The following is a 23,851-nucleotide window of genomic DNA, read 5'->3' as shown; positions in this document are numbered from 1 at the left end:
CGGGCGCCTCCGGACGGGCTCGATGCAACGCGATGCCGCGATGTAAGGTCAACCCCGTTGGCATAAGGGAGCCCGCGGACCTCTCACCGGGAGACGACCGGCATGGCGAAACAAGTGGTGCCCGAGGCGGCACGTCGGCGGCGTCGGCCCACGCGCACCGGCACCGTACTGTCCGAGGAGATCATCGTGGCGACCGCGCTGCGCGTGCTGCGCGAGCACGGCAGTACGGGGCTGACGGCACGCCGGCTGGGCGCGGCGCTCGGCGCCGATCCCAGCACGCTGTACCGCTACTTCGCCGGGATGGACGATCTGGCCCGGGCCATCGGGGACGAGCTGATGGGGCGGGCCCTGGACAGCTGGACGGCCACCGGGGAATGGCGCGCCGATCTGCGCGCCCTGGGCCTGGCCGTGCACGCGGCCTACCTCGCCCACCCGCAGGCCGCCGTGCTCACCGCGAGCCGGGTGACCGGGCGGCCTCGCGAGATCGCGGTGGACGAGACCATCCTCGGCATCCTGCGCGGCGCCGGGCTGCCCGATCCCGCGGCGGTGCGCGTGTACCACGCGTTCATCGACCAGAGCCTCGCCTTCGCCGCGCTCGACGCGGGCTCCCTGGCGCTGGCGGACGAGGCTCGTACCGAGGACGAGGGGATGTGGCACTCGACCTACGCGCACCTGCCCGCCGAGTCGCACCCGAACATCGCCGCCACCGCGCAGCTCCTCGCCCGGCGCATGCCCCACAGCGCCTATCCGGCCGCCCTGGAGATGCTGCTGGAGCACACCGCCGCGCAGCTGTCCCAGGCCGGGGCGTGCGCTCCCGTCAACGGCGGTGAAGGCCGTCCGAGAGGCGGGTGAAGGTGTGGCCCGCGGCCAGCAGGCGCGGGACCGCGGCGGCGATGCCCCTGGCCGTGCCGCCCTCGGGGTGGTTCATGTGGCACAGCACGATGGAGCCGGCGGGAGCGGCCGCGACCGTGGCGTGCACCTGTGCCGGGGTGAACGTGGCGCCGCCGTCGCCGTTGACGGAGAAGCTGACGAAACGCTCACCGAGGTCGCCGACGATGCGTGCCGCGACGTCGTCGCAGTAGGCGGTACCGGACCGGAAGAAGCGCGGCGGGGCACCCAGCAGCCGGGTGAGCTTGGCGCGGTTGCCGGCGATCTCGTCGTACACCTCGCCCGCGCTGCGCGTGCCGGGAATGCCGTAGGCCGAGCGGCCGGTGACCGACAGGGGGCGGTGCCGGGTGCCGTGGTTGGCGATCTCGAAGAGCGGATCCGCGGCCAGTTGGTGGAACAGGGCCGGATTGGCGTCGATCCAGCGGGAGTTGATGAACAGCGTCGCCGGTACGCGGTGTGCGCGGAGGAAGTCGATCAGCGCCTGGTCGTAACCGCTGCCGCCCGGTCCGCCGCACGCGTCGAAGGTCAGCGCGATCGCGCGTTCCGTGTGCGGCAGGGAGTGCACCACGCCCGGGGCGTCGAAGCCCCAGGAGTGCGGCACTCTGCGCCCGTAGCGGGCCACGATCTCGGCGCGCGTGACGAGGGGTCCGGGGGTGCGGCCCGCGCCGGACGGGAGGGCGGTGGGCGTCCTCGTGACCCCGCCCTGCTCCGGTGGACCGGAGGGGCCGGAGGCGTCGCCGCCGCTCCCGGGTCCCGCGCACCCGGCGAGCAGACCTCCCGCCATCGCGGCCAGCACTGCCCGGCGACCGGCTGCCATCTGCCCCTCCCGACCTGGTCGAAGGGCGCCGAGGGCCGACGGCCGCCCACGTCGGCAACCGTACGCATCGAACCTGCCGCGGCCGTGAAGACAGGGGTAAGAGATCATCCAGAAACGCGGCGTATGCACCGCACCGCTGCCGGTGCCGGTCGGTGCCCGCGATTGTGGTGGACCATGGAAGGCCTGGTAGAACGGCGGGAAGTACCGGGCGTGAACGGGGGTTCGATGTTCGTGGTGGTGTGGTGGAGCCGGTCGCTCGCGGGGGTGGGCCGTGCGGTTTGAGAGTGTTCCCATGCCGGCCGGTGTGCGGGCGCGGCCCCGGGACGTGCGCGGGTATCCGGTTCCGGCGATCACTCCGTGGGAGGACGACCAGCCGCAGTTCGCGCTGACCGACCACGACCGCAGCGCCGAGTGCGCCCGCAGGCGGTTGTGCTCGGTGTGCAACCGGGGCATGCCGAAGGGGCCGGTGTGGCGTGTGGTGGGGGCGGCGGAGAGCGCGGCGATCGGGGAGGCGCTGGCCGCCGGGCGCCCGTACCGGAATCTCGCGCCGACCCTGGAGGGGCCGGGGCACCGGGCGTGCATGCTGTACGCCTCGATGGTCTGCCCGTACCTGGCCCGGCCCAACGCGCGGCGCGGTCTCTCGGCGGCCGAGCCGGACGAGATGACCGCTCATGTGGTGCGGGGCGCGGTCCGGGGCTCGATGGGCGCGGTGGTGGGGTTCGGCGAGTACGAGTACGCCGTCACCAGCAGCCAGGTGCTGTTCCGGTTCCTCGAGGTGGTCGAGTTCCTGCCGCACGACACGGCCGACGCGCACCTGGACGAACTGCGGGCCGAGCTCGCCCGGCGGCCGGAGTGACGCGCGCTCCGGCCGCCCGGGCGTGCCCGGCCCGTGGTGCCGGCGGAGGTCAGGGGCGGTAGGCCGCCAGACCCGTCGTCGACGTGACCTTCGTCGGGTGGCCCGTGCCGTTGGACGGCAGGGTCACCGTGCCGGAGGGGGTGCGCGCCGCGATCGTCTTGCCGTCGGGCGACCAGGCCGGCTCGGTGTAGTCGGTGGTGGCGTGCGGGGTGAGGTCCTTGACGTGGTTGCCGTGCATGAAGTCCTCGACGAGGAGGTGGTCGTGGCCGGCGACCGAGCGCACGAAGACGACCTCCTCCTCGTTCGGGGACAGGGCCGGCTGCGAGCCCTTGGCGAGCTTGCCGCCCTGCTGGCGCAGGTAGTCGTCGCGGATGAACACGTCGCCCGTGTTGACGTTGGCGTAGACCGAGGTGCCGTAGTGGCCGGCCGCGTTCGGCCAGACGTTGCCGGTCTGCGGCAGGGCGCCGCCCGGGCCCGGGTCGCCGTACAGGCTGAGCGTCTTGGGCGTGCCGTGCACGGCCTTGGCGGAGATGTACTTCAGCCGGGAGACGTTGCCCGCGCGGGCCGCGAAGATGAGGTTGTCCTTCGCGGGGATGTTGTACTGGGTGTCCTTCGCGGTGACCTGCCAGGTCGGGTGCGACCAGTTCTGGTTGCCGGGGTTCTTCGCGACGACGACGCGCCCGCCGCCGTCGGGGTTGGCGATGTCCAGGTTCCCGGAACCGTCGACGAAGGCGGCCTTCTTGCCGTCGGGGGACCAGGCGAGGTCCCGGACCGGCACGCCGAAGTCGACCTTGTGGCCGTTGATCAGCACGTACTTGGTGCCGTTGCTGACGGTCAGCGTCCCGTGCGAGGCGGCGGTGGCGGCCGACGCGGCGCCGGAGGCGCCCAGCAGTGCCGTGCCGGTCACTGCGGCGGCCACGGCGATCGCGGCGGCGATGGAGCGGGTGGGCGTGGTCATGTGTGGATCCCCCAGGAAACGTCGACATGTCGAGTGGTCGGCACCAGAGCCGCTCCGTCGTTCCCCGGGCCGATCAGGGCCACGCGACCGCCTGCCGCTCTGTACAAGGACAGAGCCTGACAGGGCACGATCTTGGAACCGTCCGTTCGGTGTCACAGGGGCGTAACACGCGCCCCGTGACGGCCGCGACCGCCGCTCGCCCTGGGACCGGCCACGGCGCGCCCGGCGAAACGCCGCGCCTTCGGGCATCGGCGGACCCTGCCGAGCGGGGCGGCACCGCAGGCCGCTACTGTCACCTCTCGTCCGGAGTGCTCCCTATATGCAGGAGGAGGCAGCTTTTCCATGTCTGGTCGTGCGAGGGCCGTCGTGTCGGCCGGGAGCCTGCCGGAGCTGACACCCGGGCGGCTTCTGGGGTCGTGGCAGCTGGACGTGCCCGCGCTGTTGCTGATCCTCCTGCTGGGCGCACTGTACGGCTGGGGCCTGCTCAGGCTGCGCCGGGCGGGCCGGGCCTGGTCGCCCGGGCGCACCGCGGCCTTCGCGGGGCTGGGCCTCGGCGGGCTGGCGGTGGCCACGATGTCGGGCCTCGCCGTGTACGACCATGTGCTGTTCTGGCCGGCAGCGGTGCAGAACGTGCTGCTGGATCTCGTCGCGCCGCTCGGCCTCGCCCTCGGCGATCCGCTGCGGCTCGCGATCGAGGCGCTTCCCGACGGCGCCTCGCGGCGGGTGCGGAACGCGATGACCGGGCGGCTCGTACGGCTGCTCACCTTCCCGCTGGTGAGTACGGCGCTGGTGCTGGCGACCGAGCTGACGGTCTACTTCACGCCCTACTTCGCCACGGCGCTGCGTGTCGGCTGGCTGCACGAGCTGATGTACCTGCACCTGCTGGCGGCCGGCTGCCTCTTCGTCGTACCGGTGCTCACCCGCGAGGAGGCGCTGCCCGGCTGGTGCACTCATCCGGTGCGCGCGGCGCTCGTGTTCCTGGACGGCATCGTGGACGCGGTCCCCGGCATCGTGGTGATGACGCACGGCACGTTGATCGCGGGTGCCTGGTATCTGCACCACGCCCCGTCCTGGTCCCCGGACGTCCAGCGGGACCAGCAGCTCGGCGGCGGTGCGATGCTCAGCATCGCCGAACTGGTCGCGCTGCCCTTCCTGCTGGCGATCCTCGTGCAGTGGGCGCGTGCCGATCGTGTCCAGGCCGCGGCCCTGGACCGGCGCCTGGACCGGGACCTCACGCCGGTCGCGCCCCGCGCGTCCACCGCGTCCGCCGTCCCCGGGCCCGGCCGGACCGAGCCCGGGCCCGACTCCGAGCGCGTACGCCCCTGGTGGGAGACCGAGCAGAACGAGGTGGCGGCGAGGATCCGCCGCCAGCACGGTGACGACTGACCGGGGCGCCCCCAGCGGGCCGGGGCGGTCGAGGTCCGGTTGCGTCCGCGCGGTGGGTGATCGGGATGAGCGGGTGCGGATCCTGACGTTCCCCGAAGCGGCCACCCCGTCCGTGCTGCGTGTGCAGGTGCGGGAGCTGCAGGACCAGGCCTGGCCGTCCTCGGACGGGCCGATCGTCCCGGCGGAGGCCCCCGTGCACGATCCCGCGCTGCGGCCGCAGTCGATGCTGGCCGTTCAGGACGGCGTCGTGCTGGCCGCGCTGGACGTCCTGACCAAGGAGATCGAGCACGCCGGCGGGCGCTTCGCGACCGGTGGGCTGAGCACGGTGGTGACCCGGCGGGAGGCCCGTGGCCGGGGGCACGGGCGGCGGCTGGTGACGGCGGCCCGGGAAGCGATGCCCGGACGGGGGCTGGACCTGGGGCTGTTCACCTGTGACCGCACGCTCCGGCCGTTCTACGAGGGCGCGGGCTGGCGGATGCTGCCCGGTGCGGTCCTGGTCGGCGGGACACCGCAGGATCCGTTCCCCAGCGACCGGCCCGGCTTCCACAAGGTCACCATGGCCGCCTTCTTCTCCCCCGCCGCCCGGCGGGCCGAGGCGTCGTTCCACGGCAGTCGCATCGCCCTGTATCCGGGGACGATCGACATGCTGTGGTGACCGGACAGCCGGTCGCCTACGCCTCGCTCGGCCCCCGCGCGGCGCCGTCGTCGTCCGGCTCACGGCGAGTGCGCCAGGAGCCCGCGTGGGCGAGGGCGGCGGCGAGGAGCAGTGCCGTGAGGGCGGTGAGGGCGCTGCCCTGCCAGCCGAGGGTGGCGAGCAGGGACGCGGCGAGGGCGGTGCCGACGGCGCCGACCGTGAAGTACAGCACGCGGTAGACGCTGCTGAGGCTGCCGGAGCGCCCCGGGTCCAGAAGATGGTCGGTGAGGGGCAGCGGGAGGGCGAAGCCGGCCAGTGCGGCGGTCGGCACGAGGCCGATCACGGACAGCGGGACGCGCAGGTCGGCGGCGACCGTGGTGAGCGCGGGCTGGAGGGCGTAGTTGTCGGCGATCGCCGTGCCGGCGACGCAGGCGAGGAGGAACGTCCCGCCCCGCGAGAGCGCCGCGGTCACGGCTGCGCGCCGCGGCTGAGGACGACGACGTAACGGCATTCGGCGCCGGTGGTGTTGGCGAAGACGCGGGGGGCGGGCCCGCCGAGTTCGACGGTGTCGCCCGCGTCGAGTTCGTGGACGCCGTCGCCGTCGTGGAAGGTCAGCCGGCCGTCGAGGACCCAGACGACCTGCCGTACGAAGGCGAAGGCGGCGGCCGGGTACGGCACCCGGGCGCCGGCGGGCAGGCTGATCTCGGCGACCTCGGCGGGGAAGTGCGGGCCGGTGATCTGGCGGCGCCGGTAGCCGGTGCCGGGGTCCTGCCACTCGGCCGTGTCGGTCCGGCGGCGTACGTCCGCTCCCCCGGTCGTGCCCTCCGTGGTCCCCTCCGGCGCGGTCCCTTCCGCGAGGGCGAGCAAGGAGGCGACGCTCAGCTGGAAGGCGGCGGAAAGCTTGCCGAGGACGACGGCGGTGGGGCTGCTCTCGCCGCGCTCGATCCGGTTGATCATGGCGCGGGAGACGCCGGAGGCGTCCGCGAGCTGGGTGAGTGTCCAGCGGCGCCGTTCCCGTTCGGTGCGGATGCGCGCCGCGATCTGCCCCACCAGGGGATCTACTATGTTGGACATGAATCCAATATACGAGAGGGAGCGGGCCGTGACCGTGCGCCGGGCCCACCCCGGCGATGTGGAGGCCGTGCGCGCCATCCGGAACCACGCGATCGAGCACTCGACGGCCCTGTGGACGGACACCCCGCAGTCCCCCGCCGAGGCGGTGGACTGGCTGGCCGCCCACCTGGCCCGCGGCTCGGCGTTCGTGGCCGAGGCGGACGGCGAGGTGGCGGGGTTCGCCGTCTACGGCCCGTGGCGGGCGCTGGAGGGGTACCGGCACACGGTCGAGGACTCCGTCTACGTCCGCGAGGGCCGGCACGGGCTCGGCATCGGCTCCGCCCTGCTGACCGCCCTCGTCACCGCGGCTCGCGAGGCCGGCCATCACGTCATGATCGCCGGCATCGAAGCGGACAACGCCGCGTCGGTCCGGCTGCACGAGCGGTTCGGGTTCCAGCACGCCGGAACGGTGCGCGAGGTCGGACTCAAGTTCGACCGTTGGCTCGACCTGACGATCATGCGCCTGGCTCTCGACTGACCGGTGCGGAGCGCGGTCCGGCGCCCGTGGCCGGAATACATCCGGCGCGAGCGGAATACCCGGGCGCATGGAGATGCGCCCGAACACGCCTGGCCACGGAGGGAATGCAGGTGAATCGGCGCACAAGTGCGGCGCACACCGAACACCGAAAGATCGATTCCGTCGGATCGAGCAGCGGAAACGGTTTCCCAACCCTGACCGGTTGAAGCCTTATTGGGTGTTGCCTGCATCTGCTTCAGTGGAGCGCATTGTGAATCACACCCACTGAGGAGGTCACATGGCCGAAGTCAAGAAGGTGGTCCGCCCTGCGGTCACCGCGTCGTCCCGCCCGTGCGCGTTCGTCTCGCCGGACAAGGGCAACGCCCCGACCATCACTCCCGCCCGCAAGCAGGTGGAGGCCGTCACGGCCCCCGCCGAGCAGCGCAAAGAGTGTGAACCGGCCTAAGGGCTGAGGTACCCGGGGCCCCGCCCGCAGGCCGGGCCCCGGTCTGACGCGCGGGCCGACCGGCAGCCGGGAGCGGTCCGTGTCCAACGGCTGCGCGCCGGGGTGCCTTTCACCGACGCCGTGCCGTGCACCGCGTGCCGAGCCGTGGTGTGCGCCGCGCCGGAATTCGTGACTCGCAGGGAGAAGTCTTCAGCCATGCAGAATTCGGTGTACCAGTCCTCGCGCTACGTCCGCACCCTGCGCGCCGCGGACGACCGGGATTTCTCGTCATTCGGAGGCCGGCTCGATTCCTACGCGGACGACGAGCGAACCATGGCCTTTCATTCACTCTTCGGAAATGCGCGGCTGATCGACCGGGACATCGTGGAACTCCTCAGGGAGGCCTCCCAGGGCATGAGCTGGGACCGGCTGCGTGAGAAGGTCGACGAGGCCTCGCTGCGCGACCTCGTCGAGTCGCGGTTCCTCGTCGAGGCGGGGCACGACGAGGCGAAGGAGATCGACACGCTGCTGGAGAGCCGGCAGAGCGCGCTCAGCAGCGGCGTGTTCCACTCCTCCATCCAGCTGGTGCTCACCAACGCCTGCAACTTCTCCTGTCAGGGCTGTTTCGCGTACAACTTCGACGGCGGCGTCGAGGAGCGCAACACCTCCGGCGAGTCGGTGAAACCCGGTCCCGTCCTCGTCGAACTGCGCCGCTCCCGCGAGGACTCGGCGCCCGTCCACCAGGACTCGGGCCCGACCCTAGCCAAGGGCGACTGGAACCACGGCTCGGACGAGGGCCGCAACCCCTCGATGCACATGTCCCGCGAGGTGGCCGAGAAGACCGTCAAGGAGGCCGTCGAACTGCGCAAGGCCAACGGTGGCGGCCACCTGACGGTGTCGTTCTTCGGCGGCGAGCCGACCCTCGCGCGCGGCACCATCCTGCACGTGCTGCGCACCTTCGGCGACGCCTACGACGGCGTCACCCTCTCGTACGACCTGACCAGCAACGGCTCCCGCATCGACGACGAACTGCTGGCCGCGCTCGCCGAGCACCGCGTCGACACCACCGTCTCCATCGACTATCTGGTCCCGGAGACCGGCGAGTTCCGCGGCGGGCAGCAGCAGCGCACCGCGTGGCCCGTGGTCCGCAAGGCGATCCTGGACATGAAGGCCGCGGGCGTCCCGGTGAGCATCACCTCGGTGCTCTCCCAGTACACCTGGGACAAGTGGGGCACCCCGCTCATCGACTTCGTCGCCGAGGCCGGCCTGGACAGCCTGGACGTCATCGTGTCGTTCCAGGCCAAGGAGTTCTTCCAACAGCACAGTCCGCACGACGTGGCGCAGCGGCTGCTGGCCGCCGTGGACTACGGGCGCGAGCGCGGCGTACAGCTCAGCGGCTACTGGTACCAGACCTTCCAGATGATCATCGACGAGGCCAAGTGGGCCGAGCAGGCGGACTACAAGACCTGCCCGGCGGTCGGCCGCCAGTTGTCCATCGAGCCCAACGGCAGCGTCTTCGCCTGCAAGGCCACGGCCCGCAAGCTCGGCACGATCGAGGACTGGCGCGGCATCTTCTCCTCGCCCGCCTACCAGGACTACGGCATGCGGGCGTACACCAACGGCCCCGGCTGTCAGGGCTGTGAGCTGCAGGGCACCTGCTCGGGCGGCTCCGCCGGGGCGCTGGAGGAGGAGAACGGCTCCATCCAGGTGATGTCGCCCGGCTACTGCGCCTACATGCGGGAGGTGGTCCAGGGCCTCCTGGAACGCCATCACACGCAGAGTCTCGCCACCCTGTCCTGACCCCGGCCCCGACGACCCCCGCAACGGGCCGCCCCGCGCGCGGCGGCCCGCCGAGCCACGACCCGGCCCCCGCGACCTCGGTCCGGGCCGAGGAAGGGTGACTGGTTCCATGGCAACGATCGGAATGCACTTCGGCCACGACGCCGGTGCCGCGCTCACCGACGAGGGCGGATACCGCGTCATCGAGGCCGAACGCCGCCTGGGCTTCCGCCATGTGTGCGGCGGCAACGGCGACTTCCCGCGGGCCGCCGCCGAGTGGCTGGCCGAGCTGCGGGAGCGGGCGGCGGGCCCGGTGACCCGGATCGCCGTGGCCGACTGGTACACGCCGAGGTGCGCGGTGCTGCCCCCGGGCCTGGTCGAGCTGGTCAACGAGGACGCCCGCTGGACGGCCACCGGCGGCGCGGGGCTCGCCGACGCGGTGACCCGGGTGATCAAGCCCCTGGACTGGCCGCTGGCCAAGGGGTTCGACGACGTCACCCTGACCGCGGTGCGCCACCACTACGCGCACGCCGCCCTCGCGTACTACACCTCCGGGGCCCGCAAAGCGCTGGTGCTGGCCCTCGACGGCACGGGCAACTACGCCGAGTGCGGCATGGTCTGCCTCGGCGACGGCGACCAGCTGACCCCGGTGATGTCCTTCACCAACCGCACCGGCCCGCGCTTCGGCCTGGTCTACGAGGCGCTCGCCCGGCGCGTCCACGGCAGTCAGTTCGACACCGGCAAGCTGCTCGGACTCACGGCCACCGGGGACGCCGACCCCGCGCTGCTGCCGGTGCTGCGCGCCATGCTCGTCCCGCAGTCCACCCGGCGTGCCTCGTCGGACCTGTACGAACGGCTCGACGAGGACGCGCTGACCGGCACCGCGCTGCGCTACGCCGACACCTGGTGGGAGTACGACCCGGTCAGCGGCGGCTACCTGGACGCGGGCCTGGCCGACTCCTCGGACGACGACGTCGTGCACTCCTTCGGTTCGGTCTTCCCCGACGAGATCCGCACCGCGGACGGCCTCGCCGTCCCGGTCGGCACCTCCCCCGACGACCGCGTGTGCCGGGACCTGGCGGCCACCCTGCAGAGCGCAGTGGAGCGGGACCTGACCCGGCTGGTCACCGGCATCAGCCGCCGCTTCCCCAGCTACGCCACGCTCTGCTACGCGGGCGGCTGCGCGCTCAACATCACCGCCAACAGCCTGCTCGCGGAGTCGGGCCAGTTCACCCGGGTGTCCATCCCGACCTGCTGCGACGACTCGGGGATCGCGCTGGGCGCGGCGCTGGCCGTCGCCGAGCCGGCCGACCGGCCGGCCCTGCTCGGCCGTTCGGGATGGGCGCCGCTGGCCTACGCCGGACCGCCGCTGGAGGGCCTCGGCAAGGCCGACGGCGAGGGCACGGACCCGGCCGGCGACCTCGCGCGGCGGCTGAGCGGACTCGGGCTGTCCGTGCGCCGCCCGGACGACGAGGAGTTCATCGAGAGCGTCGCCGAGCTGCTGGCCGGCCGGCGCTGTGTGGCCTGGCTGGAGGGCGGCATGGAGACCGGGCCGCGGGCGCTCGGTCATCGCTCGCTGCTGGTCTCGGCCCACTGGAGCGGCGCCCGCAAGTACGTGTCCCAGACGATCAAGCAGCGGGAGTGGTTCCGGCCGGTCGCGCCGATCTGCCCGGAGGAGGTGGCCGACCAGTACTTCACCGGGCCGCTGGACCACACCGAGACCATGCTGTTCGCGGTACGGGTGCGGCCCGACCGGGCCCGGCAGCTCGCCGAGGCCCGGCACATCGACGGCACGGCCCGGCTGCAGACCGTACGGCCCGACGAGCAGCCCCTGCTGCACCGGCTGTGCCACGCGGTCGGCGCCCGCACCGAGCTGCCGGTGCTGATCAACACCAGCGCCAACGGCGGAGGCCGGCCCATCCTCAACCGGCTCGACGAGGCCGTGGAGTTGCTCCTGGAGACCGAGCTGGACGCCGTGGTGCTGCCCGAACACCGCCTGATCGCCGAGTGAAACCCGCCCCCGTACAGCACCCTGGAGAGTGTCTGTGGCCGCCACACAACTGCGAGACATCCACAAGAAGGAGCCGCTGCGCGTCCTGTCCCGCGCGGACTGGGAACAGTGGACCACCCAGGGCCATGTGATCGTCCGTCAGGCGGTACCGCCGGAGACGGTGGCCGCGCTGGCGGAGGGGCTCGCCTCCTTCCTCGACATGCGTCCCGAGGACCCCTCGACCTGGACCTCGCCGCACACGGGCAACGACCGGCTGCCGGGCCACAGCGGACTGGTCGAGATGTACAACCACCAGGCGCAGTGGGACATCCGGCAGACTCCGCGGGTCTACGAGGCCTTCGTCGACGTCTGGGACCGTACGGACCTGTGGGTGACCATCGACTACGCGAACGTCAACCCGCCGAACCGGGGACCGCGCGCCTTCGACGGGTTCGTCCACTGGGACGTGGACACCTCGGCCGATCCACTGCCGGTGAGCTGCCAGGCGGTGCTGTCCCTCACCCACGGGGACGAGGAGATCGGCGGCTTCCAGTGTGTGCCGGAGATCTTCGAGGAGTGGGAGAAGTGGGTGGGCGGCCAGCCCGCCGACCGCGACCCGTTCACTCCGGACATCACCGGCTACCCGATCACCACGCCCCGGGTCGCCCCCGGTGACCTGATCATCTTCAACAGCCTGCTGCCGCACGGGGTGCACCCCAACGTCTCCGAGTCCCGGGTGCGCATGGCCCAGTACCTGACCATGGCGCCCGCCTGGGAGGAGAACGCCGAACTGCGCGAGGCCCGGGTGCGGTTCTGGCGGGACCGCGTCCCGCCGCATCCGCCCGAGGGCGGGAGGCGCAAGGAGGAGTCCGAGCTGTACGGCCCGGCGGCGCTGAGCGAGCTGGGCGAGCGGCTGCTGGGACTGCGGACGTGGTCCGAGGGGAGCGTTGTTGGCTGACACCGCCAGACGGGGAACCGGCCACGACCGCCGGGCGGACCTCGGCGGTCCGTTCCGGTGGCTGTGGGCCTCGACCGCCGCCTCCAACGCGGGCGACGGCATCACCCGTACCCTGCTACCCCTGTTGGTGGTCGCGCACCATCCCGATCCGGCGGCGGTCGCGGGGCTGACCACCGTCAACATGCTGCCCTGGCTGCTGTTCGCGCTTCCCGCCGGCGTCCTGGTGGACCGGGTGGACCGGCGCCGGATCGTCCTGGGCAGCAACCTGGTGCGCGCGGGGGCGCTGCTCGGCGCGATGGTGGTGCTCGCCGGCAGCCGCCCCCTCCCGCTGCTGTACGCGCTGGCGTTCGTGCTGGGCATCGCCGAGACCCTCGCCGACACCGCGGCGCCCGCGATGCTGCCGCGTCTGGTGGACGAGCGGCAGCTGGAGCGCGCCAACGGGCGGCTGTCGGCGGCGCAGATCCTGCTCAACGAGATGATCGGGCCGCCCGTGGCGGGCCTGCTGGCCGGTCTGGCCGCCGCGGCGGCACTGGCCACCGGCGGGGTGCTGTACGCGCTGGCCGCGCTGCTGCTGGTGGGCCTCTCCCCGCTCGCCCGCACCCGCCGGGAGAGCGCCCCGGGCGGGGCACGCGGCGGGGTGCTGCGCGACATCCGGCAGGGCCTGCGCTTCGTCCTCGGCCACCGCACCCTGCGGCTCACACTGGCCGCGAGCGCCCTGTACGGCCTGGTGTTCTCGGCTACCTTCTCGATGCTGGTGCTGCTGAGCGACCGCGACCTGGGGCTGAGCGGGACCGGGTACGGGCTGCTGCTCGCCGCCGGGTCGGTCGGCGCCGTCGCCGGCAGCTGGCTGGCGCCCCGGGCCGCGGACCGGCTGCCCACCGTACGGCTGGCCCGGTGGTCCCTGGTGGCGTCCGGGGCCGCGTACGTCGCGCTGGGCCTGGGCCGTCAACCGGTACTGGCCGCGCTGGCGCTGGCCGCCAACGGCGTCTTCATGATGGGCTGGAACATCCCCGTGATGTCGCTGCGCCAGCGGCTGACACCGGAGGACCTGCAGGGCCGCGTGATGAGCGTGTCCCGGCTGTGCTCGTGGGGCTCCATGCCGATCGGCGCCACGCTCGGCGGCCTGCTCGCCGAGACCCTCTCCGTGCCCGCGGTGTTCGAGGTGTGCGGGACCGTCCTGGCCGTCGGCGCGCTGCTGCTGCTCGCGCCGCTGCGCGAGGACCCGTCCCTGCCCGCCGGCGGGCCCGCGAACGGCGACCTACTCGACAAGGGGTGACCATTGGAAACGCAGCTCTATGACACGGTGATCGTCGGGGGCGGCCCGGCCGGCCTCAACGGGGCTCTTTACCTGGGGCGTTCGCGCCGCCGGGTGCTGCTGATCGACTCGGGCGACGCCCGCAACATGGCGGCCGGGGTCATGCACAACGTCCTCACCAACGACGGGTCGACGATCGCGGACTTCCGGGCCCGCTCGCGCGCCCAACTCTCCTCGTACGACGTGACGTTCCGCGACGACCAGGTGGTCTCCGCCGAGCCCGACGGCGACCATGTGGTGGTCGGCACCAAGGAGTCCGGCACCTTTCGCGCCCGCACCCTGCTGTACGCGGCAGGAGTGCGCTCGGTGCTGCCGCCCGTCCCGGGACTCGCGGACCTGTGGGGCAGGTCGGTCTTCGAGTGCCCGTACTGCCACGCCTGGGAGGTGCGCGAACGCAGCTTCGCCGTGTACGGGGGTACGGTCCCCAGCGAGTGCCTGGCCGCGACCCTGACGGTGTGGTCGGACACCATCACCTACCTGACCGACCGGCGCGAGCTGCCCCAGGACGAGCGGGACCGGCTCACGGCGGCCGGGGTGCCCGTCGTCGCCGAACAGGTCCGCGAGCTGAAGCCGCATCCCGAGGGGGTCGAGGTGGTGTTCGGGGACGGCCGGTCCGCGAGCTACGGAGCGATGTTCCTGCACCTGGACACCGAGCCCCGGGTCGCCCCGCTGCGCCCCTGGCTGCAGGCCCCGGACCTGGAGTCCGTGCAGAGCGACGAGCGCGGCCGCACCAGCCTGCCCCGGCTGTACGTGGCCGGCGACCTCGGCCGCAACATGCAGCAGGCCGCGATGGCCGCCGCCAGCGGCGGGCTCGCGGGCATGGCCATCAACGCCGACCTGATCCGGGAGGACCGTCCCGGATCCCTGCCCGAGCCGCCGCCCCCGGCCCCGGCCCGCTGAGCGCACGACGCCCGCCCACCCACGCCACGGGAGCCCCTTCGCGATGACCTCACCCCGCGCCGAGTTCACCCCGCACATGGAGCACTACACCTTCTTCCTGGAGGACCAGCCCTACCTGGGGTACTTCCAGTACGGCAACGAGAAGACACCCGTCTACACCACCGACCGGCACGGCTTCCGGGTCACGCCCGGCCCCGGCGGGCTCCGGGCGACGGTCGGCGACGACCGCCCCGACGGACCGGCCCGGGTGCTCGCGGGGAGTTCCGCGGTCTTCGGCGTCGGCGCCACCGACGACACGGCCACCGTCACCGCACGGCTGTGGAACGGCCACGCGCCCCGGCTGCCCTGGCTGAACATCGCCGGACAGAGCCACAACTCGGCGCAGGAACTGCTGCTGTTCACCCTGTTCCTGCACGAACTCCCGCCGGTCGAGGACATCGTGCTGCTGTCCGGGGTCAACAACCTGGTGCTCAGCCGGCTGCCGGAGGAGAAACAGGGCCGGCACGGCGCCTTCTTCGACTGCGGCCCCGCCCCCGACGTGGTGCCGCCGCCGGACCAGCGGGTCGCGCACGCCACCGAGCTGACCCTGCGGCACCTCGGCGCGTGGAAGACCCTCGCGGACGGGCTCGGCGCCCGGCTGACCTTCGTGCTCCAGCCGCTCGCGCCCTGGGTGCGCGAGGAGCCGCTGCCGCGCGAGCGGCTGCTGTTCGAGGAACTGGACGAGGTGTCCAACTTCCGCCGGTTCCACAACGACATCTCCACCATGGCGGTGGGCCGCGCCTACGCGGACCGGCTGGCCGCCGGATGCGCCGGCCTGGACGTGCCGTTCCTGGACATGAACGTGGCGCTGGGCGAGGCCGCCGGGCCGGAGGACTGGCTGTTCATCGACCGCGTGCACTGCACCGATCTGGGCTACGACCTCGTGGCCCGGCAGCTGGCGGACCGCCTCGACCTGGCGTGAGGAGCCCCTCCATGCGCGACCCGCAACACGACGACGACCGCGGCCCGTCGCCCGCGTCGGCGGTCCGCCGCCTGGCCTCCTGGCTGCGGCACCGGGGCGGGCCCGGGTCCTCCCCCAGCGCCCCGCCGGATCCGCCCGCCGCCCCGCCGTCCCGGCTGCGGCCGCAGCCCGAGGACGACGCCTCCGTCTACCCCCTGTTCTGACATGGGGACCGGCACGGGCGGCGGGCCGGACGGCCCGGTCCTGGGCGTCTCCGCCTACTACCACGACAGCGCCGCGGCCCTGGTGGCCGGTGGCACCCCGCTCGCGGCGGCGCAGGAGGAGCGGTTCACCCGGCGCCGCCACGACCCCGGGTTCCCCCACCGTGCGGTGGACTTCTGCCTGCGCGAGGCCGGGCTGCGGCTCGACGACCTGGCGGCCGTGGCGTTCTACGAGGACCCGGCGCTGAAGTTCCGCCGGGTGCTGGCGACCTGGCTGGCGACGGCCCCGCACGGCTTCCCGGTGTTCCGCCGGGCGTTCCCCGAGTGGGCCGGCTGGAAGCGGCGCGCCCTGGACGACGTGCGGGCGCGGCTCGGCGCCCTGGCGCCGGGGCGGCCGCTGCCACCGGTGGTGGCGCACCGCCACCACGCCTCGCACGCCGCCTCGGCGTTCTTCCCCAGCCCCTTCCCGTCGGCCGCGGTGCTGTGCGTCGACGGCGTGGGCGAGTGGGAGACGACGACCTTGTGGCACGGCCGGGGCACCGAGCTGGTCCCGCTCGCGCAACTGCGCTTCCCGCACTCGCTCGGCATGCTGTACTCGGCTTTCACGTACTTCTGCGGCTTCAAGGTCGACTCGGGCGAGTACAAGCTGATGGGGCTCGCGCCGTACGGGACGCCTCGCTACGCGCCGCTCATCCGGGAGCGGCTGATCGACGTCAAGCCTGACGGCTCGTTCCGGCTCGATCTGCGCCACTTCACCTTCCAGTACGGGCGGACCATGGTCGGCCGGGCCTTCGAGGAGCTGTTCGGAGGAGCGCGCAGGACACCCGAAGGCCCGCTCACCGAGCGGGAGTTCGATCTGGCGGCCTCGGTGCAGCAGGTGACCGAGGAGGTGATGCTGCGGCTGGCCCGGACGGCACTGGACCGCACCGGGGAGCGGCGGCTCTGCCTGGCCGGCGGAGTGGCGCTCAACTGCGTGGCCAACGGCCGGCTCCTGGCGGACGGGGTCACCGAGGAGCTGTGGATCCAGCCGGCGGCCGGGGACGCGGGCGGGGCACTGGGCGCGGCGCTGGCCGAGTCGCACCGCCGGGGAGCGCCCCGCGCCCATGTGGGACGGGGTACGGACGCGATGGCGGGGGCGCTGCTCGGCCCCTCCTGCTCCGACCAGGAGATCGAGGACTTCCTGACCCGGGGCGGGTACCCCGCCGTGCGATTGCCGGAGCGCGAGCTGGTGGCACGTGTCTCGGCGGAGCTGGCGACCGGGCGGGTGGTGGGCTGGTTCCAGGGCCGTATGGAGTTCGGGCCGCGCGCGCTGGGCAACCGGTCGATCCTCGCGGACCCGCGCGACCCGGCCATGCAGTCCACGCTCAACCTCAAGACCAAGTTCCGCGAGTCCTTCAGGCCGTTCGCCCCCGCTGTCCTCGCCGAGGACGCCAAGGACTGGTTCGACCTGCCGCAGGAGAGCCCGTACATGCTGCTGACCGCGCAGGTCGCCGCCGCCCGGCGGCGCGAGTGCGGGGCCGCGGCCGAGGGCGCGACCGGTCTGGATCTGCTGCGGGTGCCGCGCTCGACGATCCCCGCGGTCACCCATGTCGACGGCTCGTCCCGGGTGCAGACGGTCACGGCCGGACACAACGCGCGCTTCCACGCGCTGCTCACCGCCTTCAAGGAACGCACGGGATGCCCGGTGCTCGTGAACACGTCGTTCAACGTGCGCGGGGAGCCGATCGTGCGCGACGCGGCGGAGGCCTACGCCTGCTTCATGCGCACGCGGATCGACCTGCTGGTCCTCGGCGGCTTCCTGCTGGACAAGCGGGACCAGCCCGAGTGGCGGGAGGAGGGTGACTGGCGTGCCGCGATCCCGGTGGACTGAGCGGCTGGGCCGTCTGGGGCTCGCCGCGCTGTACTTCGCGGTGGTCACCCCGGCCGGGCTGTGCGTACGGGCCGTACGGGACCCGCTCCGCCGCTCCTGGGACAGCCGTCGTACGAGCTATCTGACCCGCCCGGCGCGTTCCCGGCGGTGACGGGGCCGCCCCGGGCGGTACCGGATCACCGTCCGCCCGGGCTCGTCGCCGAGGTCACCGCGACGCGCCGGGTGCCGAGGACGAGGACGCGTGAGTCGGCTTCGGTGAAGCCGCACTCCGTCGCCCACGCACTCGCCTCCTCGGCGGTGCGGGGCAGTGGCACGTCACGGGCGACGTGCGTCGCGAAGCGGCCGGACGGGCGGAAGTGGGTGGCGAGCGGCAGCGTGAATCCCACGCGGCCGCCGGGCCGCAGGGCGCGCAGCCAGTCGGCCGGCGCCCGGCGTCCCAGGAAGTGCAGCGAGGAGGCGCAGAACACGGCGTCCAGGGAGTGATCGGCGACCGGCAGCGGTACGGCGTCGGCGACCCGCCAGTCGATCGCCGTACCCAGTCCCAGGGCCGCGGCGCGGTCCTGGCCCGCCGCCACCATCCCGGGAGACAGGTCGACGGCCAGGACGGCGCGGGCGCCTGTGGGTCGGGTCCGGGCGAGTTGCAGGGCGACCGCGCCCGCCCCGCACGCCACGTCCGCGATCGCCTCCGCCGTGCCGGGGGCCACCCACTCGATCAGCGCCCGGGCGATCTCCTCGTGGTGCGGGTGGTCGTAGCTCTCGGCCAGTTCGTCGAACGCCCCGGCCAGCGTTGCACTCTCCATCACCGTCCGATCGTAGGCCAGGCGGAAGTTGCGGGCGGACGCGCCGCTGCCGGCGTGCGCCCGGGCGTGCCCCGCGTGTTACGCCGTTGGGGCGCTGTTTCGGGACGTGTTGGGCGGCCCGGGCGACTCCGAGATGCGGCGGTCGCCGGGCGGCCGTTAACTGAAGGCCGTTCACTGAAGCCCACCTGGCGCGGGACCGGCCACTTCGGACGTGCCGCGTCCCGCCCGCCGGAGGGAGGCGTCCGCGTGCCGAGCCGACCGACCCCCGAGGAGCGCGCGTGAGCCGCCCGGCCACCCAGCCCCCCACCTCGGACTCGGCCGACCCGGGGCGGATCCTGCTCGGCCCCGGCTACCTCCGGCTCCTGCTGCTGTCGTTGTGCCTCGGCGTGCCCATCGCGGTCGCCTGTTTCTTCTTCGTCTCCTTCCAGCGCTGGCTGCAGGACAAGGTGTGGGAAGAGCTGCCGCACGCGCTCGGGTTCGGGCAGGCCCCGTGGTGGTGGCCGCTGCCCGCGCTGACGCTGGCGGGGCTGATCCTCGCCCCGATCGTCACCCGCATGCCCGGGGGCGGCGGGCACATCCCGGTGCGGGGGCTGGGCGGGAAGCCCGTGGGGCCGCGGGCCCTGCCGGGCGTGGTGCTGGCCGCCGTGCTGACCCTGCCGCTGGGTGTGACCCTCGGTCCCGAGGCGCCGCTGATGGCGGTCGGCTCGGCGCTGGCCCTGTTCGGCCTGCACACCGTGCGGCACACGGTGGATCCCCCCTCGACGTCGGTGGTGGCCACCGCGGGCTCCACGGCGGCGATCTCCACCATCCTCGGCGGACCGGTCGTGGCCTCCATCATGGTCGTCGAGGCCGCGGGGCTCGCCGGGCCCCGGCTCGCCGTCCTGTTGCTGCCCTGCCTGGCCGCGAGCGGAGCCGGGGCGCTCGTCTTCACCGGCTTCGGCCACTGGACCGGACTGTCGATCGGCGCCCTCGCCCTGCCGACGGTGCCGCCGGACACCAAGCCGGACGCGGGCGACTTCCTGTGGGGCCTGCCCGCGGCCGTGCTGATCGCCGCGATCGTCACCGCGGCACACCGCCTGGGCGAACGGACCAACAGATGGACCTCCGCCAGGAGCACGGCCGTCCGCACCGTGCTGTGCGCCATGGCCGTCGGTGTGTGCGTGGCGGCGTACGCCCTGCTCACCGGCCGCTCGCCCGCGGAGGCCGCGCTGTCCGGGCAGGTGACGCTCGGCCAGCTGGCCAAGACGCCCCACGCGTGGTCCGTGCTCGCGCTGGTGGCGCTGGTCGTCTGCAAGGCGCTCGCGTGGGGCATCAGCCTGGGCAGCCTGCGCGGCGGGCCGATCTTCCCGTCCGTGCTGATCGGCGTGGCGACGGGAGTGGCCTGCTCGGGCCTGCCCGGGCTGGGGGTCACGGCCGGGTTCGCGCTGGGCGTCGCCGCGGCGGCCACGGTCGTCACCGGGCTGCCGCTCACCAGCTCCGTCCTGGCCGTCCTGCTGCTCGGCCAGGACGCCTACGACCAGATGCCCCTCATCGTCCTGTCGGCCGTCGTCGCCCTGCTCACCAGCCGGCTCCTGGCCCCGCGCCGGCCGAAGCCGGAGGAGCCCGGACAGAGCCGCGCCTGAGGTGGACACGGACGGCTCGCCACGGCCGCGGGACCGGTGGCGAGTCAGTAGGCGCGCGCCACCACGGCGATGTTGCCCGGCTGGTCGTCGCTCCCGGGGACCGACCCGTCGGGGGCGACCAGGCAGCGCACGGTCACTCCCCGCTCGGCGAGCCTCGCCTCGCCCCCGGGGCCCAGCGCGGCCCAGGGGATGCGTGCCCAGCCGGTGCCCGCCGCCTCCACGGCCTCCTCCACCGTGGTGACCTCGACGGTGCGCTGCTCGCGGCGCTCGCGGGAGCGGGCCAGCAGCAGCGCCTGGTCCTCCTCCAGCACCTCGGGCAGGCGGGCGGCGAGCGCTTCCAGGGCCATCGGCTGCTTGCCGCCCGCGATGCGGCGGACCAGCACGGCGGTGCCGCTCTCCAGGCCGCGCGGCCCCACCTCGATCCGTACCGGCACGCCCTTGAGTTCCCAGTCGACGGACCGGCGGCCGAACGGCAGGTCCGTGCGGTCGTCGACGCGGACGCGCACGCCCGCCGCGGTCAGCCGGTCGCCGATCTCGTGGGCCTTGGCCCGCACGCCCGCGTCGTCCTTGACGGCGAGGACGACCGCCTGGACCGGGGCCAGACGCGGCGGGACGCACAGACCGTCGTCGTCCCCGTGCATCATCACCAGCGCGCCGACCATCCGTGTGGTGGAGCCCCATGACGTCTGCCAGACGTGTTCCTGCCGGCCGTCCTTCGACAGGTACCGCGTGTCGAAGGCCTTGGCGAAGTTCTGTCCGAGCTCATGGCTCGTGCCCAGCTGGAGCGCCTTGCCGTCGCCCATCATGCCCTCCAGGGTGAGGGTGTTGACGGCGCCCGCGAACCGCTCCCGGGCGGTCTTGCGTCCCGGTACGACGTCCATGGCGAGGACGTTCTCCATGAAGTCGGCGTACACGTTCCGGTGAATGTGCGCGGCGTAGTCCCGGGCGTCCTCGTAGCGGGCGTGTGCGGTGTGGCCCTCCTGCCAGAGGAACTCGGTCGTCCGCAGGAACACACGCGGGCGCAGCTCCCAACGCACCACGTTCGCCCACTGGTTGATCAGCAGGGGAAGGTCGCGGTAGCTCTGCACCCACTTGGAGAAGTACTCGTTGACGATCGTCTCGGAGGTGGGCCGTACGACGACGGGCTCCTCCAGCTCCTTGCCGCCGCCGTGCGTGACCACGGCGAGCTCGGGCGCGAAGCCCTCGACGTGCTCGGCCTCCCTCGTCAGGTACGACTGCGGGATGAAGAGCGGGAAGTACGCGTTCTGCGCCCCGGCCGCCTTGATGCGGGCGTCCAGCTCCTGCTGCATCCGCTCCCACAGGCCGTAGCCGTACGGTCGGATGACCATGGTGCCGCGCACCGGCCCGTTCTCGGCCAGTTCGGCCTTGCCGACCAGGTCCTGGTACCAGCGCGGGAAGTCGTCCGCCCGGGGTGTGAGCACGGGTGCTTTCGCCATGTCGCGCAGAGTAGGTCCCGGACCTTCGCGCACGCCAGTCGTTTACGCCCGGTTCGGATGCTTCCCCTCGGTCTCGGTGGAAAAAGGGCGAGCCACCCGTATCATCCAGGTGCCCGGCACGCCCCACACCTCCGAACGGAGAGCACATGCCTGAGAACTCCGTACATGTCACCGAGTTGACCTCCCAGTACGTCAGCCAGGTGACCACCGACCTCGAGCACAACCTCAAGGAGCAGGAGCGCATCGGCACCGAAATCGCCTCCCTGCAGGAGCAGTTGGCCACCCTGCAGCGCAACCACGCGGTCCTGGTGAGCATGCGGCAGGCTCTCGGTGTCACGGCCCCGGCGACCGGCACGGCGGCGGTGCCCGCGCCGCGGAAGAAGACGGCGACCGTGCCCGGCGGCCGCCGGGCGGCGAGGAAGGACACCAAGGAGGCGACCGGCCCAGTGAAGCGGTCCGTCAAGTCCGCCAAGTCCGCCAAGAAGGAGGCCCCCAAGGCGTCCCGGCCCACCCTGGTCGAACTCGTCCGCACGCACCTCTCGGAGCAGAGCGAGCCCCGGTCGGCGGCGGAGGTCACCGAGTCGCTGGAACGCGCACACGCCGACCGGGGCGTCCAGACCAAGGTCGTACGCACCACCCTGGAGAACCTGGTGGCCAGGAACCACGCCCAGCGCGTCAAGCAGGGCAGCTCCGTCTACTACACCGTTCCCCCCACGCCGGAGGCGAAGGCCGCGGGCGAGGACGGGCCGGAGACGGCGTGACACCGCCGCGGGCCGGTGTACGGGGGCCGTGACCGCCCGGTGAGGCCGTCCCGCGGGCGCGGCGGGACGGGCCCCGGCCGGGTGCCGGGCAGGACGCCGGCCTGACCGTCGTCATGTCTGACGCCCGCCGAACTGCCAGTCGTGGACCTCGATACCGTCATACCGGTCGCCGGTCAGTACGGTGCGCGCGGAGTCCGGGTCGGGCGCGCGCAGCAGGGCCGCCGTTCCGAGCCAGGCGGTGCCGTCGTCGGACAGCAGGGGCCCGTAGGCGATCAGCTCGTCCCGCCGTCCGGACGGCACGGTGAGGTCGGCGGGCTCCCCCGAGCCCAGTCCGAGCACCAGGTACCGGCGGCCACCGGTCCGGCCGCCGGGGAACTCCCACATGGTGCGCCCCAGTGTGTTGCGCCACCGGCGCAGCAGCACGTCGCGGTACACGCCCGCCTGGTAGCCCGGCTCCTCGAACGCGAACGCGCGTGCCGCGGCGGGATCCGGCAGGCCGAGGATGTGCACGCTGCCGGTGGGTGTGTCCCCGTCACCGGCGAGCGTCGGGCCCCGGGCGATCATCTCCTTACCGAACCGGTCCATGTAGGACCAGTGCTCCTCGAGCAGGTCGTCGCGCAGTGCCAGGGCTCCGGGCCGGTCGCGGTGGTAACAGAAGTACTCCATGTGCCCACTCTCCCCCACCGCCCGCCGCGCCCTCACGTCGTTTTCCCGGACACCGGTCCGGCCGGGAAGTGTCCGGGCACGCGCGGTCGTGCGCGGGTGCGTCGGTACGATCACCGGCCATGGACTGGATGGAGCGGGCGGCGACACTCAGGCAGTGGACCAGGAGCGGGACGCGGGCGCCGCACAAGCCGCTGCTGTTCCTGTACGCGCTCGGCCGGTTCCAGCGCGACGCCGAGGACGAACTGCGGTACAGCGCCGTGGAGGAGGACCTGCGCAGGCTGCTCACCGAGTACGGGCCGCCCCACCGGACCACGCCCGCCTATCCGTTCCACCACCTGGTCGGCGACGGCGTGTGGGAGGTGCGCACCGAGCGCGGGCCCGGCAGTCCCGGGACCGGTGTGCGCGATCTGCGCGCGACGGGCGCCACGGGGCGTCTGGTGCCGGAACTGAGGACAGCGCTGAGGCACGAGCCCCAGCTCCTCGGCCGGCTCTCGCGGTTGCTGCTCGATCTGCACTTCCCGCCCTCGCTCCACGGCGAGTTGTGCGAGGCGGTCGGTCTGGAACCGGAGCCCGCGGAGGCCACAACGCTCTCGGCCGCCCGGCGCCAACGGGACCGCCGCATGCGGGAGTCCGTGCTGACCGCGTACGAGTACCGGTGCGCCTTCTGCGGTTACGACGGCAGGATCGGGGCGGTTCCGGTCGGGCTGGAGGCCGCGCACGTGCGCTGGTGGGCGTTCGGCGGACCCGACGACGTCGACAACGGCCTGTGTCTGTGCTCGCTGCACCACAAGCTGTTCGACAAGGGTGTCCTCGGTGTCGGTGACGGTCACCGCATCCTGGTCTCGCAGGAGTTCGTCGGTCACAGCGCCGCGGCCCGCGAGCACGTCACGGCTCTCTCGGGCCGCCCGGTCGTCGGGCCCCAGCCGGGCGCGCGCCCCGTCGCGGCCGCCCACCGGGACTGGCACGCCCGGCAGGTCTTCCACGGCGTACCACGCCCGGCCGCCTCGGCCTGACCCGC

General features: G+C 73.2%; 25 protein-coding genes. 18 read left to right on the top strand and 7 right to left on the bottom strand.

The window, feature by feature from the left end; all coding sequences use genetic code 11:
* Positions 1–102 precede the first annotated feature (102 nt).
* The gene (locus ACZ7FF_RS13160; RefSeq protein ID WP_470811969.1) at positions 103–852 is read left to right on the top strand and encodes a TetR/AcrR family transcriptional regulator; all 750 of its coding nucleotides are present in this window, start codon (positions 103–105) and stop codon (positions 850–852) included.
* Here the strand turns inward: ACZ7FF_RS13160 and ACZ7FF_RS13155 are convergent.
* Positions 818–1,705, bottom strand: a complete 888-nt coding sequence (locus tag ACZ7FF_RS13155; RefSeq protein ID WP_470811967.1) for a polysaccharide deacetylase family protein — start codon at positions 1,703–1,705, stop codon at positions 818–820. The two genes, ACZ7FF_RS13160 and ACZ7FF_RS13155, sit on opposite strands and share 35 nt — an antisense overlap.
* Before the next feature lie 292 nt (positions 1,706–1,997).
* On the opposite strand from ACZ7FF_RS13155, the gene ACZ7FF_RS13150 reads away from it, so the two are divergent.
* Positions 1,998–2,561 carry a hypothetical protein gene (locus ACZ7FF_RS13150; protein WP_470811966.1) on the top strand — a complete coding sequence of 188 codons (564 nt, stop codon included), beginning with the start codon at positions 1,998–2,000 and terminating at the stop codon, positions 2,559–2,561.
* Positions 2,562–2,610: 49 nt separating this feature from the next.
* Here ACZ7FF_RS13150 and ACZ7FF_RS13145 read toward each other — a convergent pair whose 3' ends face one another.
* On the bottom strand, positions 2,611–3,519 hold the full coding sequence (locus tag ACZ7FF_RS13145) for a hypothetical protein (RefSeq protein WP_470811965.1): 909 nt from the start codon (positions 3,517–3,519) through the stop codon (positions 2,611–2,613).
* A 342-nt stretch (positions 3,520–3,861) separates the two neighbouring features.
* Here ACZ7FF_RS13145 and ACZ7FF_RS13140 point away from each other — a divergent pair, with 342 nt between their 5' ends.
* Together ACZ7FF_RS13140 and ACZ7FF_RS13135 are read left to right on the top strand one after the other, a co-directional pair.
* Positions 3,862–4,905: a cytochrome c oxidase assembly protein gene (locus ACZ7FF_RS13140; RefSeq protein ID WP_470811963.1), complete on the top strand. Its 1,044-nt coding sequence runs from the start codon at positions 3,862–3,864 to the stop codon at positions 4,903–4,905.
* Between the two features lie 52 nt (positions 4,906–4,957).
* Positions 4,958–5,560 (top strand): GNAT family N-acetyltransferase, encoded by a 603-nt coding sequence (locus ACZ7FF_RS13135; protein WP_470811962.1) that lies wholly within the window; start codon positions 4,958–4,960, stop codon positions 5,558–5,560.
* A gap of 16 nt (positions 5,561–5,576) precedes the next feature.
* Here the strand turns inward: ACZ7FF_RS13135 and ACZ7FF_RS13130 are convergent, their stop codons facing one another.
* The gene (locus ACZ7FF_RS13130) at positions 5,577–6,011 is read right to left on the bottom strand and encodes a hypothetical protein (protein WP_470811960.1); all 435 of its coding nucleotides are present in this window, start codon (positions 6,009–6,011) and stop codon (positions 5,577–5,579) included.
* Entirely contained in the window at positions 6,008–6,613 is a 606-nt protein-coding gene (locus tag ACZ7FF_RS13125; RefSeq protein ID WP_470811959.1) for a helix-turn-helix domain-containing protein, read from the bottom strand. Before ACZ7FF_RS13125 ends, ACZ7FF_RS13130 begins: the two co-directional genes overlap by 4 nt.
* On the opposite strand from ACZ7FF_RS13125, the gene ACZ7FF_RS13120 reads away from it, so the two are divergent.
* The 11 genes from ACZ7FF_RS13120 to ACZ7FF_RS13070 all read left to right on the top strand — a co-directional run bounded on the left by ACZ7FF_RS13120 (position 6,612) and on the right by ACZ7FF_RS13070 (position 17,678).
* Entirely contained in the window at positions 6,612–7,130 is a 519-nt protein-coding gene (locus ACZ7FF_RS13120) for a GNAT family N-acetyltransferase (RefSeq protein WP_470811957.1), read from the top strand. The two genes, ACZ7FF_RS13125 and ACZ7FF_RS13120, sit on opposite strands and share 2 nt — an antisense overlap.
* Positions 7,131–7,407: 277 nt before the next feature.
* On the top strand, positions 7,408–7,575 hold the full coding sequence (locus ACZ7FF_RS13115; protein ID WP_470811956.1) for a hypothetical protein: 168 nt from the start codon (positions 7,408–7,410) through the stop codon (positions 7,573–7,575).
* 195 nt (positions 7,576–7,770) lie between these two features.
* The gene (locus tag ACZ7FF_RS13110) at positions 7,771–9,354 is read left to right on the top strand and encodes a radical SAM protein (protein ID WP_470811954.1); all 1,584 of its coding nucleotides are present in this window, start codon (positions 7,771–7,773) and stop codon (positions 9,352–9,354) included.
* 109 nt (positions 9,355–9,463) lie between these two features.
* Entirely contained in the window at positions 9,464–11,344 is a 1,881-nt protein-coding gene (locus tag ACZ7FF_RS13105; protein ID WP_470811953.1) for a carbamoyltransferase C-terminal domain-containing protein, read from the top strand.
* A gap of 34 nt (positions 11,345–11,378) precedes the next feature.
* On the top strand, positions 11,379–12,281 hold the full coding sequence (locus ACZ7FF_RS13100) for a phytanoyl-CoA dioxygenase family protein (RefSeq protein WP_470811951.1): 903 nt from the start codon (positions 11,379–11,381) through the stop codon (positions 12,279–12,281).
* Entirely contained in the window at positions 12,274–13,557 is a 1,284-nt protein-coding gene (locus ACZ7FF_RS13095) for an MFS transporter (protein ID WP_470811949.1), read from the top strand. Before ACZ7FF_RS13100 ends, ACZ7FF_RS13095 begins: the two co-directional genes overlap by 8 nt.
* Positions 13,558–13,560: 3 nt before the next feature.
* Positions 13,561–14,496 carry an NAD(P)/FAD-dependent oxidoreductase gene (locus ACZ7FF_RS13090; protein ID WP_470811947.1) on the top strand — a complete coding sequence of 312 codons (936 nt, stop codon included), beginning with the start codon at positions 13,561–13,563 and terminating at the stop codon, positions 14,494–14,496.
* A 43-nt stretch (positions 14,497–14,539) separates the two neighbouring features.
* The gene (locus ACZ7FF_RS13085) at positions 14,540–15,457 is read left to right on the top strand and encodes an Inducer of phenazine A (protein ID WP_470811945.1); all 918 of its coding nucleotides are present in this window, start codon (positions 14,540–14,542) and stop codon (positions 15,455–15,457) included.
* An 11-nt stretch (positions 15,458–15,468) separates the two neighbouring features.
* A complete protein-coding gene (locus ACZ7FF_RS13080) occupies positions 15,469–15,660 on the top strand; it encodes a hypothetical protein (protein WP_470811944.1) in 192 nt (63 codons plus the stop codon).
* Position 15,661: 1 nt separating this feature from the next.
* The gene (locus ACZ7FF_RS13075; protein WP_470811943.1) at positions 15,662–17,527 is read left to right on the top strand and encodes a carbamoyltransferase family protein; all 1,866 of its coding nucleotides are present in this window, start codon (positions 15,662–15,664) and stop codon (positions 17,525–17,527) included.
* Positions 17,505–17,678 (top strand): hypothetical protein, encoded by a 174-nt coding sequence (locus ACZ7FF_RS13070; protein WP_470811942.1) that lies wholly within the window; start codon positions 17,505–17,507, stop codon positions 17,676–17,678. The genes ACZ7FF_RS13075 and ACZ7FF_RS13070 overlap by 23 nt, the downstream gene beginning before the upstream one ends.
* A gap of 25 nt (positions 17,679–17,703) precedes the next feature.
* Here the strand turns inward: ACZ7FF_RS13070 and ACZ7FF_RS13065 are convergent, their stop codons facing one another.
* Positions 17,704–18,327: a class I SAM-dependent methyltransferase gene (locus tag ACZ7FF_RS13065; protein ID WP_470812242.1), complete on the bottom strand. Its 624-nt coding sequence runs from the start codon at positions 18,325–18,327 to the stop codon at positions 17,704–17,706.
* A 278-nt stretch (positions 18,328–18,605) separates the two neighbouring features.
* On the opposite strand from ACZ7FF_RS13065, the gene ACZ7FF_RS13060 reads away from it, so the two are divergent.
* Positions 18,606–19,949, top strand: a complete 1,344-nt coding sequence (locus ACZ7FF_RS13060) for a chloride channel protein (protein WP_470811940.1) — start codon at positions 18,606–18,608, stop codon at positions 19,947–19,949.
* 44 nt (positions 19,950–19,993) lie between these two features.
* Here the strand turns inward: ACZ7FF_RS13060 and proS are convergent, their stop codons facing one another.
* Positions 19,994–21,406, bottom strand: coding sequence for a proline--tRNA ligase (gene proS, locus ACZ7FF_RS13055; RefSeq protein WP_470811939.1), 1,413 nt, complete (start codon positions 21,404–21,406; stop codon positions 19,994–19,996).
* Positions 21,407–21,552: 146 nt separating this feature from the next.
* On the opposite strand from proS, the gene ACZ7FF_RS13050 reads away from it, so the two are divergent.
* Positions 21,553–22,167 carry a hypothetical protein gene (locus tag ACZ7FF_RS13050; RefSeq protein ID WP_470811938.1) on the top strand — a complete coding sequence of 205 codons (615 nt, stop codon included), beginning with the start codon at positions 21,553–21,555 and terminating at the stop codon, positions 22,165–22,167.
* A 111-nt stretch (positions 22,168–22,278) separates the two neighbouring features.
* Here the strand turns inward: ACZ7FF_RS13050 and ACZ7FF_RS13045 are convergent, their stop codons facing one another.
* Positions 22,279–22,833 (bottom strand): YciI family protein, encoded by a 555-nt coding sequence (locus tag ACZ7FF_RS13045; protein WP_470811936.1) that lies wholly within the window; start codon positions 22,831–22,833, stop codon positions 22,279–22,281.
* 119 nt (positions 22,834–22,952) lie between these two features.
* Between ACZ7FF_RS13045 and ACZ7FF_RS13040 the strand changes: the two genes are divergently transcribed.
* A complete protein-coding gene (locus tag ACZ7FF_RS13040) occupies positions 22,953–23,846 on the top strand; it encodes a phosphorothioated DNA-binding restriction endonuclease (protein ID WP_470811934.1) in 894 nt (297 codons plus the stop codon).
* Positions 23,847–23,851: the final 5 nt, after the last annotated feature.

The organism is Streptomyces sp. NPDC037126, from assembly GCF_055605965.1.
The sequence above is the reverse complement of the archived record's forward strand: the minus strand, read 5'-3'. Positions and strand labels throughout refer to the sequence as shown.